This is a genomic window from Acinetobacter sp. 1542444 (genome assembly GCF_000581835.1).
Classification (GTDB): domain Bacteria; phylum Pseudomonadota; class Gammaproteobacteria; order Pseudomonadales; family Moraxellaceae; genus Acinetobacter; species Acinetobacter pittii.
The window spans coordinates 515,704-530,615 of record NZ_JEYA01000001.1 but is presented as its reverse complement, the minus strand read 5'-3'; the positions used below and the strand labels follow the sequence as shown (position 1 = coordinate 530,615).

The window sequence follows — 14,912 nt, the reverse complement described above, 5'->3', positions numbered from 1 at the left end:
TCCTCGCCTACTGCTTTTGATTAGTTCTTTTTGTTGCGCTGATAATGTTTATTTTTCTTTGTTCCATTTACCGCTAGTTGAACCTGCCTATTTTTATAATATCCTGCAGGCGCTTACATACCAGAAATCAACTCATCTTTTTCAACATCATTGTTATTGGAGTCTCTGGTATAACTTTAAATCGCCTAAAACCCAGCATTACAGTAGTAGACGCTAATCTTAATTACTAGAACGTTTCTCAACCTCCAATATAGATAATGATAATCATTTGCATTTAATAATGCAAGTTTATTTTATTATTTTTTTAAATTTATTAAGGAATACCTATGACTTATAGATATTCCCTATCTCACTTCATATTAATAATTAAATGTATAACTAAGGCCGTAAGTACGTCCTTCAGCTGGAATACTTTCTACAAGACCATATACTTTTTCTGCTTGTTGACTATAGACAGTTCGATAGTCTCTATTCCAAACATTATATACACCAAAATCTATACGTCCTTTCCAAGCTGGAAAATGAGCCAAAACATCCATCGTGCTATAGCCTTTAATTTTTACAGCTGAAAGTGAACCATCTTTTACTGCTTCATTTGTACCTTTTATAGCAAGAATTTGCATACGAGCACCATATCCTTCATCACTGCTCCACTCGGCAAAAACAGTACCTTTGATTGGTGAAACTTGAAAAGCATTCAACTCTTTCCATTTACCATCCGTATCTTTATATTGACCTCGCGTATAACCCAGTGTTCCCCCAACTTTAAACTCTTCCATAAATGGGTAGGTCGCCGTTAGTTCAGCACCATATACACGTTGGTCTTTGTTCATAACCTCAGCAACAGTTTCTTTATTACTGTTCTTGTAGAATTGAACAACTTTATCTGAGGTATTATAGAAACCCGTTATACCTAGATTTAGGCTTTGCTCCCCTTGTAAACGCCAGCCTAGTTCATAGCTGTTTACACTAATAGGTTGGATATTCGCTGTTGAAATATTAAATGCATCACGCATCATCCGTTGTACATCTGGAAAGCTAAAACCTTGAGAGAAATTAGCAAATATTTGCTGCTCATCTGTTAATTTATATATCGCTCCCAAATTGAATAAAACAGCATCGTCATTTACAGATCCGCTTGGCTGTATGCCATTTTTAGTCGAGTACTGTTCTGTTTCAGCTTTGATATATTGGTAACGAGTACCAGCCTGGACATTCATACGGTCTGTTAAAGCGTAATCACCTTGTATAAAAGTGCCAGCACTTTGAATTGTTGTATTTGGACCGGCATCGGAAGTTTTACCTGTAGGTTTATAGGTCAAACCTGTATTAAACGCTGTGAAATGCTCATAATGTTGATGATCTTTTTCATGTTCATAATCTAAACCATAAGTTAGATTAAGATCACGATTCATAATATTTAAATCACTTTGTACTGTTGAACGCAGACCAGCCACTTCGATTTCAGATTGAGATTGCTTTGCTTCTGTACCTTCCCCTCCTAAAAAGACTGGAAAGAAACGAGTATCTTCTTTACGGTAATATCCTTCTAAATTTAAGACCTGACCTAAAATATCTTTATTTTGGTATTGAGTGTTGAATGCATAGCGCTCTGTAAAAGGCTGATTAGATATTTCTAAACCCTTTTTCCCAATATATGAGTTAGGCGCTCCTCCATAAATATAATTTTTCCCATAATCAGGACCATAATTCGTATCTTGTTCATCCTTATAATACTGTGCACCCAAACTTAGTGATTGGTTATCAGTTAAATCTATATTTATACGACTATTAATATCAATTGTATCAGTATCAGGACGGCTACCTTGCATAGGTGCTATAGCAATACGATCACCATGGCTATCGAACTGAGATCCGCGACTAGTGAAATTAGCCCCTAAGAAACCATTTATATTATCTTTATTAAATGAAATAGATTGGCCAATTTCATAAGCTAGACTATCACTTCGAAATGTATCAGAAGACGTAATACCAAGTTTAGTTTCAAAACTTACTGGTTTAGTCGAATCAGCACGTTTCGTAATAATATTAATAATCCCGCCGGTAGAACCTGATCCATAAATACTTGTAGCTCCTGAAAGAACTTCAATACGTTCAATCATGCCTGGACTAATACTATTTAGTTGCCGAGCAACATCGCGTGAGCCATTTTGCGATACGCCATCAATCATAATCATGACATCACGACCACGCATTGTTTGCCCATAGTTGGTAGTCGTTCCACTACTCACCCCGAGTGATGGAACCAACTGAGCCAGAATATCGGCAATTTTCCGTCCAGCAGTTGCCTGTTGTTCAATTTGCTGCTTTTCAAGCGTTTGAACTGTGCCTGCAATTTCAGCAATATTTTTTGGCGTCCTTGTCGCCGTCACTATAATTTTTTGCAATTGAGCTACAGGCTTTTGTGTCGGTTGATTATTAAGGGCTGCCTTTTCAATATTTGTATTTGCATAAACCTGCTGCGCAAATATTGCTGCTAGAGCAATACAACAAGGTTTTAATTTAAAATACCGTGATTCAGCGCACATCAGATGATTCGAGTTAACCCCAACCTTTTTGTTTTGATGCATTTTCCCTTTCTCCAAACCCAAAAGTTATTAGATAGTTATAAGGCTCGGAATAATACTAAATATAAATAATAATGAGAATTGTTTTTATTAAAAGAACTTGATTTAATCCTACCTATCTTAAAATTAGTTAATTTAATGAGATAAGAAATAGATTTATTTTACTCATCAAGTACATCAACAAATTGAGCATTTAAGAGTTGTGCTAGATCTTTCGGGTTTAAGCCAATATCTAGTCCCCGTTTTCCTCCACTCACATAGATTTTGCTGAACTCTTGTGCAGATGCATCAATAACGGTTTTTAAGCGCTTCTTTTGACCTAAAGGACTAATCCCTCCGACCAAATACCCCGTTAAACGTTCAGCGTCTTTTGGATTGGCCATTTGCAATTTTTTACAGCCAAACGCCGTAGCCACTTTTTTTAAATTTAATTGATGATTAACTGGCAATACTGCAACAAAAAAATTCTTATCATCGCTAACCATCAATGTTTTGAATACTTCCCTTACATCTAAATTTAGTTTTTCTGCTGCTTCTAATCCAAAACTTTTAGCATTTGAATCATGCTCATATTCATGGATTGAAAATTCAATTTTATTGCTTTTTAACAGTCTACATGCAGGAGTCATAATAAGTAGTGTTATAGATGAAATTATTTGGATTATAGTTTTTTTAGAAAAATTTTTAAAATTGCTTAGGCTATTTACAAGAATTACATAAAAAATCAAACAGCAACTGAATAAAAAATAATCTCAACTTGATATTCATGGCTCGACTCCATATATTTTATTTAGATTTAAGTCTGAGCTGACAATTTTATGAGTTATAAACACAACAATCTGATGGCTATGCGTCACCGTTTTTGGGATGAATCTTCAGATTATGTCTTAAATGAAAAGCAGTTTTTACAGCAGACGTTAATTGAACAAGGCATCTTTAATAACGCAACACTTGAGGATGTTAAGTATTTTTTCTATACCTTACCCAGCATTATTATTGTAAAAGCTCATGCACTTGGTTTTATGCATGATTCAGTCAAACAAATGTTATTACAGCATATTCAGTCCAATCGCCTTCACTTAATGCAGAAGTCTGAATTGAAGATCCAATTTAAAATGTAATTTAAGTTTTTGTGAAAGATCCGTTTTTACCCTAGTTTTACTCACCTGAACGCTGTAAGTTTCTTAAATTTTAAAATTGCTTAGGCTATTTTAAAGTTAATGAAATAAAGATAGCCATTTCGACTGATCATTCAGTCTGAGAGAACTATTTTAATACGCTCAAAACATGTAATATTCGTTACAATTTTAGATCACCAGCGTTTGGCTGCATGATGCGCATAGGATTCTATTTTCATGTCAAATCAGAAAGATAAGCTTAAGAGTTTAAAAACTTCTTCCATGGATCGACGCTTATCAATCGCGAAAGCTTCTTTACTTGCAGGAACACGTTGGGCAACTGCAAGTGCCTCTTCTTTATTTTCTAATGAGGAAGAAAAAGAAAAGAAACGCAAAAAAGCGATGAGCGAGCAAGCTAATTATCTGGTTTCTGAAATAGGTAAACTTAAGGGTTCTATTGTTAAGATTGGCCAAATGATGGCCCTTTATGGTGAACATTTTTTACCTGAAGAAATTACACAAGCATTAAATACCTTAAATAACCAGACAGTTGCTTTAGATTGGCCTGCAATTAAGCCGCACCTTCAAGAGCAATTGGGCGCTAAATTAAATGATTTAACAATTGAACATGAGCCAATTGGTACGGCCTCTCTCGCACAAGTACACCGTGCAACGCGTAAATCAGATGGTTTAGAGTTAGTTTTAAAGATTCAATATCCGGGCGTTGCAAATGCTATTGACTCCGATATGAGCTTGTTTAAAAACATGCTTAAACTGACGCGTATGGTTCCACAAACCCGTGAATTTGATCAGTGGTTTGATGAAGTACGTGAAATGATGCATCGTGAAGTTGACTATGATGTTGAAGCTGCCACTACTCGTCGCTTTGGTGAACGCTTAAAAGATGATGAGCGCTATATTGTTCCTACAATTGTAGATGAATATTGCACAAATCAAGTGCTCTGCATGACTTTTGAACGTGGTGTGCCAATTAATAGCCCTGTGATGTTGTCATTACCTCAGGAACGTCGTAATCAACTCGGTGAAGCGTCATTAGAGATTGCGGTTCGTGAAATTTTTGAATGGGGTGAAATGCAGACTGACCCTAACTTTGGTAATTACCTTGTTCGTTTGGGTAATGGTCAAGACATTCAGGACAAAATTGTATTATTAGATTTTGGTGCTATTCGCCAGTTTGATGAACACTTGCTAACAGTTGCCCGTCAACTCATTCAGGCAGGTTATCAACATAATAAAGATGCAATGGTCAAAGCCATGACTGGTTACGAGTTCTTTGATGCGATGCCTGAAAGTATTAAACCAGGTATGGCTGATGTCTTTTTACTTGCAACAGAAGCATTCAGTACTCCTGCAAATAACCCAGATATGCCCGCTGGTCTTATGGATGAACACGAACGTTATGACTGGAAGAAAAGCCAGCTTCATAGCCGTGTTATGCAACAAGCTAGTAAATCAATGGCTTCACGTTATTTTTCAGTTCCGCCAAAAGAGTTTATGTTTATTAGCCGTAAATTCATTGGAGCCTACACATTTATGACGGTTATTGATGCAAAAACCAATGTGCGACGTATGATTCGTAACTTTGCTTGATTTAATGAAAGACTAGAATGATTCCATGTCATTCTAGTCAATCCTTCTCGGCTCCCCAACATTACAATTATTTTAAATAAATAAAATCAAAAACTTATAATTTTCTTATTTTCTATTTACCATTTATCTACTCATTTTTCGAATGTCAGTAACGACATAGTTTTTTTATATAAGGCGTGTCAGCATAAAACAATAACAATGTGTTAGGACACCATAATCATGACAAGTATGATCAATAAAGCTCAGGGTTTGGGTTTATCGCTGATCACCAGATTGGCTGGAAGCGATGTACTTGATCAACTCAAGTTGCGTAAATTTGTTGAAAAATCTCTTTATCAAGGTTCAAAAGCTGGCTTTAGAGCATTAACGCAGACTCAAAAAGCATTTAAGCCCAAGCAAATCTCTCAACAACGTTTACCTCGCCAACAAAAAAATTTATTTGATTTAAGTTTAACCGAAGAACAACAAATGACTTCTGAAGCAATGTCTCAATTTGCTCAAGAGGTTTTATTGGGGTTAGCTCATGATGCCGATCAGGAAGCTCAGTTTCCTGAAAGTCTTTGGCAATATGTTGAAGATTTAGGACTTAACTATTATGCACTTCCAGAAGCACTCGGTGGAGTAGCAGCCGAACAAAATATCGTTAGTAACTTATTAATTGCTGAAAAACTAGCTGAAGGTGATTTCAGCCTTACAGCAGGATTACTCAGTACATTTAGCGTTATTAATGCAATCACACGTTGGGGTTCTGCTGAAGTTCAGTCGATGTACCTACCATGTTTTGCAGAAGACTCAGACATTACAGCAACTTTTGCTGTTCAAGAAACAACTCCAGCATTTAACCCTTATGTTTTAAAAACAAAAGCATCACTTGAAAATGATCAGTTTTTTATTGATGGTGAAAAAACATTAGTGATTTTAGGCGATTTAGCTGATGTATTTTTAGTAAGTGCAGACTTTAACGGCAAGCCAGACGTATTCGTCGTGCAGTGTAATGAAACAATTTCAATAAAAAACACTCCGGCCATGGGTCTTAAAGCCACAGAAACAGCAACTCTTCGCTTTAATCACACTCCTGCTCTACGTTTAGGTGCAACAGATTTTGATTACACAGCCTTTGTAGATTTAGGCAACTTAATGTGGTGTGCAATGGCTGTAGGTACATGTGAAGCTGTAAAAGCTTACTGTATTAAATATGCCAATGAACGAACTGCATTCGGTGAACCTATTTCACATCGTCAAAGTGTCGCTTTCATGATTGCAGATATGGCAATTGAAATTGATGCAATGCGTATGTTGATTTTAAATGCAGCAAGCCTTGCAGAGTCAGGCAAGCCATTTCACCGCGAAGCTTACTTAGCTCATCTACTTTGTGCTGAAAAATCCATGAAAATTGGTACAGACGGTGTGCAAATTCTTGGTGGACATGGTTTCACAAAAGAACATCCCGTTGAACGTTGGTACCGCGATTTACGGGCTACTGCAATTTTACAATCTGGCTTACATGCTTAAAAGATCAATCAGAGGATACTTTAATGAATTTACAAAATCCTAAAAAATTCAAAATGATGATTGATCAAGCACATGATGTTGCGATCAATGTATTACGCCCTATTTCTCGCAAATATGATAAAGCTGAACATGCATATCCAAAAGAACTTGATATGCTTGCCTCCCTTATTGATGGCATGAATGAAGGTGGTGAAGGAATTAATGCTGGTGCTGCGGGTGCTGGAAAGCGCGGTGATACCGACAATGAAGGTATTCGCAATGGAACCAACATGTCGACCGCTCTTGGAGTTATTGAGATGTGTTATGGCGATACAGGCTTATTACTGAGTATGCCTCGTCAGGGTCTTGGAAACTCAGCAATAGCTGCTGTCGCAAATGATGAGCAATTAGAACGGTTCAAAGGAACATGGGCAGCAATGGCCATCACCGAACCGGGTTGTGGTTCCGACTCTGCCGCTATCCGTACCACAGCAACTAAAGATGGTAATGACTATATTTTAAATGGTGAAAAGATTTTTGTGACCTCAGGTGAACGAGCAGACTCTGTCGTTGTTTGGGCCACACTTGATCGCAAACTTGGCCGTGCAGCAATTAAATCATTTGTCGTACCTAAAGGTACGCCTGGCATGAAGGTCGAACGTCTCGAACATAAATTAGGAATTAAAGCATCAGACACAGCAGTCATCAGTTTTATTGACTGCCGTGTACCAGCAGAGAACCTTTTGGGTAATGCCGAAGTGGATGTTGCTAAAGGTTTCGCCGGAGTAATGGAAACTTTTGACAATACACGCCCTCTAGTTGCAGCAATGGCAATCGGTTGTGCGAAAGCTTCACTAGAGCGTATTAAAGAGATTTTTAAAGATCAGCTTGATCCTGACTACTCGACTCCCTATTTGCATGCTTCTAACCTTGCAGCACAAATCTACCGTATGGAGGCTGAATGGGAAGCTGCTCGTCTGCTCATGTTAAAAGCAACATGGATGGCTGATAACAAAAAGCCAAATTCTAAAGAAGCTTCTATTGCAAAAGCAAAAGCAGGTCGTGTTGGTAACGAGATCACTTTAAAATGTGTCGAGTTAGCAGCAAGTGTTGGCTATAACGAAGATGAACTACTTGAGAAATGGGCACGTGATTCAAAGATTCTTGATATTTTTGAAGGTACTCAGCAAATTCAACAATTAATTATTGCGCGTCGTGAGCTTGGTAAATCTTCCAGTGAATTAAAATAAAAAAGACGCAAGAGAATCTAAACTCTCTTGCTTCATAACTCTAAGATTTATCTAAAAGATAAAACCCTCTAATCACATGATTAGAGGGTTTGGTATTTCAGGAATATATATTATTTATTCAATTTTTATGCTTCTAATGATTTATCTACTGCACCAAATTTTTTGAAGATTTTTGCACGTCGTTTTGGTGAAATATTCGCTTTGTTCAAATCACCTTTATAGTGATCAAAAACTCGCTTATCCATTATTTTGAACCACAACGAAGGAATTAACGCAGGTAATAACATACTTGCATAACCACTTGGTAATTCTGGCGCCTCATCAAAATGACGTAATGCTTGGAATGGACGAGTCGGATAAGCATGATGATCTGAGTGACGCTGCAACTGGTACAGAAATAAGTTTGTTACTACGTTGTTATTGTTCCAGCTATGCTCTGGCATTGTGCGCTCATATTGACCATTTTCTTTTTTCTGACGCAGTAAGCCATAATGTTCAATATAGTTAATAATTTCAAAAAGACTAATGCCATAAAATGCTTGTGTCGCTAAATATGGAATTGTACTTTTACCAAAAATTCCCACCATAGAAGCATGAAAAGCAGCACTCATTCCCCAGCCTTGTAATAATTCATTATCTGCTGACCAGAACTCTTTTCCTTTACGTTTTAAACGATTTTTCTCGATTTCAATTGCAGACTTAAAAGAACCTACAACTGTACGTGGCCAGAACTCATAAAATGTTTCGCCCATACGTGAAGAAGCTGGATCTTCAGGAGTTGCTGCACGTTTATGGTGTCCATAAGGATGTTCGATACGGAAATGGTTATAACCTGTAGGAACTAAAGCAAGATGAGATAAAATATGATCAATACGATCATGCTTATGACTTAATTCATGGGCTGTATTAATCGCAATACCATTAATCGCCCCCATTGAAACACCGAGCAAAATTTTATCAATGAATGACGTAGTTTTACGGCTTGTTAAATAAAATGCATAAACATTTGCAGCATATTGTAATGGGATAAAGCTCTTCACTAACCGTGAATAATACGGATCTTTTTCAAGAAGCTTAATTTCTTCGTCGGTTGGATTACGTGCATCTTTACCAATAATCGTATCAATTGCAGGAATCACAACGTGTAATAAAAGTGGGCCACCTAAAGCAAATACTTTCTTTAATGGGCGTGGACCAAAATGGTATCCAGCTAAAATACCTAAACCAATTACCGGTAGAGCCGGACTAATCATCCATAAATAGCGCTTACGATCTATCTCACGCATAGACGCTGGCACTGGCATAAGTTCTTGCTGAACATTTACTGGTGCATTCATAGTCATATTTCCTTTTTCTATATATCTATATAGTTAAAGAAATAGTACTTACTTAACAGTAGTAACCGTCCAAAAAACCTATTTCAAAGTCTTTGGCATTTTCTTCCACTTTTTTGTCCTAAAAACACATGTTGATCTATTCTTATAGCTCACTATAATTTTATTAAAATAATGATTGATCATTTAAAGATGGATGCACTAAGTAAATTTTTTGATGATATTCACCTTAATAAGTCTGAATACATCTATTTAAAAGCACAAGGAGAATGGGCTTTTAAAACACAAGATCAATCTGCTTTACTTGCCTATATTGTTTTAACTGGTTCAGTATATATTCAACTTAATGCGTCAGAAAAAATAATTGCGACAGCTGGTGATATTATTTTAATTCCTTCTGGAAAGGCACATAATGCCACCGACTCAAAATCAACAGCAACTAAATTAGTAGATTCATTAGATATTACTTCGCTTTTTAACGGTCATAGACAAGACGCAATTGAATTTGGTACCTCCTCTCCTAATAAAACCTTATTACTGTGTTTGCGCTGTCAGATTGATACTCATATGGCAGGCCCTTTGATTAATGCATTGCCTTCGATCATGCATATTCAACACGAAAATCAAACCAACCCACCAGAATGGCTACAAATTGGGCTTTATTTTTTAGCAATTGAAACTCAAAAAATCAGGCCGGGACATGACAAAATTATTGATCATTTAGTCAGTATTCTTCTCATTGAGTGCATCCGTGATCACGTTCAACAAATGACAGATCAACAAAACTGGCTAAGTGCGTTAACCCATCCTGAATTAAGTAATGCCCTATCTGCTATTCACAGCCAACCAGAAGTCGCTTGGACAGTTGAGTCTTTAGCAGAACAATGCTGTATGTCACGGTCCAAATTCGCAAATCTATTTAATAGTATTATTGGAGAACCACCTCTAACTTATTTGCAACATTACCGTTTTCGTTTAGCAAGTCAGTACTTACGCACAAGTAATTTTTCAATTCAGCAAATATCAAACAAAGTCGGCTATTCATCCGAGACTGCTTTTAGTCAGGCCTTTAAAAGAATTTTTGATTTATCACCTAAACAATATCGACAGCAATATATCGAACATCATCTCGATTAATAGAAAATAAAAAAAGCGCCGAAGCGCTTTTTTTATTTGATCAAATTATTATTTAATTTTTGCATGTGATTTTAAATATTGGCTGTAATCTTCCAATATTTGTTGACCACGAGATTGACGATAAAGTTGTTTTAGCTGTTGTAATTGATCAGCAGGAATAGCATTAGCGGCTGATGAATTTACATTTGAAACTGCAACGACTACCAGTTCATTTGGCAAGTTTGCTGTTGTAACAGACCACATACCCGGTTTAGGGGTAGCTAAGCTAAATGCAGCACGTTCAATTTCGCGTTTTAAACCTTGTGATCGAGTAAACACACCAGCTGACTCAAATGCGACTTTGTTTTTAGCAACCACTTGGTCTGCAGGTTGAGTTTTAAACTCAGTCAACATGGTAGCAATTTTTGCTTGGGCTGCTTTACGCGCTTTTGCATCGATAACTTTGGCTTTTGCTTCATTCATCGCTTGCGCTAATGGTTTTACACCAGCTGCGTGGTAATCACGCACTTTAATCCATACCGTATCACCATTTGCTAACTGAATATTAGATGATGCATTACGGTCTCCATTTTTCACATCATCATTAAATAACTTAATTTTGACACTTGGATCACTTAAATATGGGTTTTGAGTTGCTAAAGTTACACCATTCAATGATTCAACTTTTGCACCTTTTACTTCTTGTACAACAGCTTCTAAAGAATCATTACCAACAATTGTTTCATTCAAACTGTTTACAGCATCTGAATAAACCGTAGCAACCTTATTCTTTTCAACCTCAGCCGTTAAACGCGCTTTCTCAGCTTCAAATGAAGGGATTTGGTTAGCTTGAGTTTCTGCTTCAATAATATGGTAACCATATTGTGTTTTTACTGGCTGCGAAACTTGTCCATTTTTCAAACTTAAAACAGTTTTATCAAATGCATCCGAGAAAACACCTGGAGCATATGCTTCAACTAAACCACCTTTTGCTTTTGAACTAGGGTCTTCAGAGAACTGCGATGCAGCTTGTGCAAACGATAGACCACTCTGAATTTTCGCATAAACTTCTTTTGCAAGTTTTTGAGCAGCTGCATCATCACGAGCATCAGTAGTAATTAAAATATGCTTTACAGTTCGTTTAGCATCTTTTTTCTGAGTTTCAACAAACTTTGCATAAGCTTGCTGAAGTTCAGCTTCAGTTGCAGGAGCTGGTTTAGCCATCATTGATGGAGATAAGACAACATAATCAACATCAACCGAAGCCTGTTGCTTAAATTCATTTTGATGCTTGTTATAGTAATCTGTAGCTTCTTGATTAGATGCAGTTAAACCTGTTTTGTAAGCATCTAATTTAATACTAGCTAAATGTAACGTACGTTGTTCAGTTTGCAAATTCGCAATTTGCATTAGATCAACTTTGCTTACTAAAGAGTAATCAGCAAAGGTTGACGTTAACATTTTCAAAGCATGATCTTGACGTAGGCTTGCTATTAAACCCTGACTCGTCATGCCAATAGAACGTAAGTAATTTTCATAGAGTTTTTGTGAGAATTGACCATTCTCTTGCAAACTAGGCTGCTGAGCTAACATTTGCTCAATTTGAGCATCACTCAAAGAGATACCTAATTTTTCTGCTTGCTGTATTAATAGATTACGTGACACCAAAATATCGAGTGCCTTAGCCTGAATGACAGGCAAATTAAGTAAACTTTCATCCCCTTTAACAGCAGCTAAATATTGTTCTTTGTAAGACTGAGTTAAAGTTTCAAGGTCTTTTTTAGATATTTCTTGGCCGTTTACTGTTTTTGCAACATCAGCCTTGTTTCCCCTATTAAAATATCCTTCAATACCTACAAGTGCTAAAGGGGTCAAAAACAAAATTAGAAGGACTTTGCCGAGCCAACCCTTAATGACTGTACGAAACGATTCCATAAGTATTCCAATATTTTATTTCGAGGAGAATTTTAACTGAAAAACCACAATCAATGAATGAGCAATATTGGTCAATTCAGATATTTAATAAAAAACGCGCCTATATTGGCGCGTTTATTCATCTTAAAAGATTAAGCTACTGAATCTTTAAGACCTTTACCAGCTTTAAAGCTAGGTACTTTAGTTGCTTTAATTTGAAGCTCTTCACCAGTTTTAGGGTTACGACCAGTGCGTGCAGCACGTTCTTTAACACTGAAAGTACCAAAACCAACTAAAGTTACTGTGTCACCTTTTTTAAGTGCTTCAGTAATTGACGCAATTGTCGCATCGAGTGCCTTGCCTGCATCAGTCTTAGATACTCCCCCTTTTTCAGCAATTGCATCGATTAATTCTGATTTATTCATGAATAAAACATCCTCTTAATATCGTTTGTTTAAGGTCCAAGGCTATAGTTTAAAAGGCCATGACGCCTTTATAGCAATGCTTTAGGGGAAAACGCAATACTAGAGCAGGGCTTTTAGCAAAAATAAATGCTAAAAAACTGTTATATATTTGCTAAATCCCAACATTTTTTTACTTTTTATTCAATTTTTCTTTCAAATGTTGATTTTCTTCTATTAAAGCATCCACCTTAATATGCAGTTGTACAAGCAGCTGTTCGATGTGTTGCAAATCCTTCGGCGTCACCAGCCCAATACGGTTTAAAGAGTGATTAACACTCGTATCAAGAATCTTTTCTACTCTGTCTTTTGTTTCAGATACAGATTCTTTTGCTTTTTCTGTGACCTTGCCAACAGTATTGTCTGCCAAGTCTCCAGTTTTTGATTCTAGCTCCTCACCCACTTTAACCAAAGAATCAAAGAGCTTATTTCCCTCTTCTTCCGCACGTGAAAAAGCACCAAGTCCTGCTAGCCAAATTTGCTTAGTATACTTCCTAAAATCTAAAGCTGATTTTCTTGAACTTTTTGATTTTAATTTATTTTTTTCTTCCGACTCTTCTATCTGGGTATCTGTATTTGCATTATCCATTAATCTAAACTCCTAATCAGATGAGAGAAATGATGACTGATTTGACCACAAAATATTTCTATAATATCAAAGTAAAGACTTGATCCATTTACAAAACTGTTCTACAAAGCAAATAAGTCATGTAAATATATTTAACACGACATTGTGTTAAGTTTGGGATAGGATGTCCCATTCTTCAGTTAATTGCTATTTCTAAGGATAAACTTTTATGAGTGAAACGCAACAAAGACAAAAACATCCGCGTCTGTTGCTGAATATTGTTCTAATTATTTTAGAAACTTTTTTTTCATTTATTCTCACCCACGATGGTGCCCTTCGCTTGCAAGCGAAAAAGTTTATTTTGAACAAAACAACGATTCGTATTAATAGCTATTTACCTTTCTTTGACTTCTATGTTCAATTTACAGAAAAAGGTTTGTTATTCGATATTCACTCTTTTGATAGACGTATTGATCTTGAGATCAATAGTACGCTTATCGATTTAATTAAAATTTTTGGTTTTTCTAACCAACGCAGCCTTAAAAATATGCGTATTGATGGTGATGAGGAAACGAAAAAGGAACTTCTAGATTTAATTTCTCATTTAACTCTTCCAAAATTGCTAGTTGACTGGAAACAGTGGTTTAACACTTCAGATGATGAAGCTGAAACCCTTGCTTCACGTAAACGGATCGCTCCATTACTTGAGAAAATTGATCAACAAAGATCAGAGATCAACTCCCTTCACGTCGAAATTAAACAGTATCAAAATCGAATTACTCGCTTACAACGACGTCAACGAAATATTAACTTCTCCTTTGGTATAATTAGCCTAATATTTGTTGTTTATTTCATATATAATTTGTGGGTTGCCTAATTTATTTTTCTATTTTGTTCCTACACTTGAATTAAAAATAAAAAAACTTGACTATTTTAGTCGGGATTCATAAAATCCTATTATCTAGTCTTAACATGTGTATCGAATCATGCGCCTTACAACTCGCGGTCGCTACGCAGTGACTGCTCTACTTGATTTAGCTTTGCAGCCAACTGAACAAACGATCACGCTCGCCGAAATTGCCGCACGCCAATCCATTTCAGTTGCTTATTTAGAACAGTTATTCGCAAAACTTAAGCGTCATGGGTTAGTTTCTAGTGTTCGTGGTGCAAATGGTGGTTACCATTTGGCTCGAAATGCTGATGAAATTACTGTGTTAGAAATTATTGAAGCTGTAAATGAAACGGTTGATGCAACACGTTGTGACCATAAAGGTAACTGCCAAAATGGTGCAATGTGTCTCACTCATGATTTATGGCAAGAACTCTCTCATCATATTGCCGACTATTTAGCAAAAATCTCTCTTGCCGACCTCATTAGCCGAGACAACGTTCAAACTGTTGCATTACGCCAAAATGTGACTGGCACAGATTCAGCTCTTTTATCGGGTACAGGTATTTGAT

13 protein-coding genes are annotated in these 14,912 nt (G+C 36.5%); 7 read left to right on the top strand and 6 right to left on the bottom strand.

Translation table 11 applies throughout. From position 1 onward, the window contains the following. Nucleotides 1-359: 359 nt before the first annotated feature. On the bottom strand, nucleotides 360-2,591 hold the full coding sequence (locus J580_RS06935; RefSeq protein WP_032003556.1) for a TonB-dependent receptor: 2,232 nt from the start codon (nucleotides 2,589-2,591) through the stop codon (nucleotides 360-362). A gap of 158 nt (nucleotides 2,592-2,749) precedes the next feature. Continuing rightward, the gene (gene ybaK, locus J580_RS06930; RefSeq protein ID WP_017386867.1) at nucleotides 2,750-3,217 is read right to left on the bottom strand and encodes a Cys-tRNA(Pro) deacylase; all 468 of its coding nucleotides are present in this window, start codon (nucleotides 3,215-3,217) and stop codon (nucleotides 2,750-2,752) included. 189 nt (nucleotides 3,218-3,406) lie between these two features. On the opposite strand from ybaK, the gene J580_RS06925 reads away from it, so the two are divergent. The 4 genes from J580_RS06925 (at nucleotide 3,407) to J580_RS06910 (ending at nucleotide 8,058) form a co-directional block, all read left to right on the top strand. Next, nucleotides 3,407-3,709: a hypothetical protein gene (locus tag J580_RS06925; protein WP_005076193.1), complete on the top strand. Its 303-nt coding sequence runs from the start codon at nucleotides 3,407-3,409 to the stop codon at nucleotides 3,707-3,709. Between the two features lie 234 nt (nucleotides 3,710-3,943). Continuing rightward, nucleotides 3,944-5,317, top strand: coding sequence for an ABC1 kinase family protein (locus tag J580_RS06920; RefSeq protein ID WP_032003555.1), 1,374 nt, complete (start codon nucleotides 3,944-3,946; stop codon nucleotides 5,315-5,317). A gap of 228 nt (nucleotides 5,318-5,545) precedes the next feature. Next, nucleotides 5,546-6,829: an acyl-CoA dehydrogenase family protein gene (locus J580_RS06915; protein WP_155762370.1), complete on the top strand. Its 1,284-nt coding sequence runs from the start codon at nucleotides 5,546-5,548 to the stop codon at nucleotides 6,827-6,829. A 23-nt stretch (nucleotides 6,830-6,852) separates the two neighbouring features. Beyond that, nucleotides 6,853-8,058: an acyl-CoA dehydrogenase family protein gene (locus J580_RS06910; RefSeq protein ID WP_032003553.1), complete on the top strand. Its 1,206-nt coding sequence runs from the start codon at nucleotides 6,853-6,855 to the stop codon at nucleotides 8,056-8,058. A gap of 125 nt (nucleotides 8,059-8,183) precedes the next feature. On the opposite strand, the gene J580_RS06905 is transcribed toward J580_RS06910, so the two are convergent. Next, on the bottom strand, nucleotides 8,184-9,395 hold the full coding sequence (locus J580_RS06905) for an alkane 1-monooxygenase (protein ID WP_032003552.1): 1,212 nt from the start codon (nucleotides 9,393-9,395) through the stop codon (nucleotides 8,184-8,186). Nucleotides 9,396-9,584: 189 nt separating this feature from the next. Here J580_RS06905 and J580_RS06900 point away from each other — a divergent pair, with 189 nt between their 5' ends. After that, on the top strand, nucleotides 9,585-10,529 hold the full coding sequence (locus tag J580_RS06900; RefSeq protein WP_025469672.1) for an AraC family transcriptional regulator: 945 nt from the start codon (nucleotides 9,585-9,587) through the stop codon (nucleotides 10,527-10,529). A gap of 48 nt (nucleotides 10,530-10,577) precedes the next feature. On the opposite strand, the gene J580_RS06895 is transcribed toward J580_RS06900, so the two are convergent. The 3 genes from J580_RS06895 to J580_RS06885 all read right to left on the bottom strand — a co-directional run bounded on the left by J580_RS06895 (nucleotide 10,578) and on the right by J580_RS06885 (nucleotide 13,472). Next, nucleotides 10,578-12,443, bottom strand: coding sequence for a SurA N-terminal domain-containing protein (locus tag J580_RS06895; RefSeq protein ID WP_005076208.1), 1,866 nt, complete (start codon nucleotides 12,441-12,443; stop codon nucleotides 10,578-10,580). A 131-nt stretch (nucleotides 12,444-12,574) separates the two neighbouring features. Then, nucleotides 12,575-12,847, bottom strand: coding sequence for an HU family DNA-binding protein (locus J580_RS06890; protein ID WP_001043034.1), 273 nt, complete (start codon nucleotides 12,845-12,847; stop codon nucleotides 12,575-12,577). A gap of 169 nt (nucleotides 12,848-13,016) precedes the next feature. After that, nucleotides 13,017-13,472, bottom strand: a complete 456-nt coding sequence (locus J580_RS06885; RefSeq protein ID WP_002117904.1) for a phasin family protein — start codon at nucleotides 13,470-13,472, stop codon at nucleotides 13,017-13,019. 208 nt (nucleotides 13,473-13,680) lie between these two features. Here J580_RS06885 and J580_RS06880 point away from each other — a divergent pair, with 208 nt between their 5' ends. Then, entirely contained in the window at nucleotides 13,681-14,328 is a 648-nt protein-coding gene (locus J580_RS06880) for a hypothetical protein (protein ID WP_032003551.1), read from the top strand. Between the two features lie 109 nt (nucleotides 14,329-14,437). Then, nucleotides 14,438-14,911, top strand: a complete 474-nt coding sequence (locus tag J580_RS06875; RefSeq protein WP_002117915.1) for an Rrf2 family transcriptional regulator — start codon at nucleotides 14,438-14,440, stop codon at nucleotides 14,909-14,911. Nucleotide 14,912 lies beyond the last annotated feature (1 nt).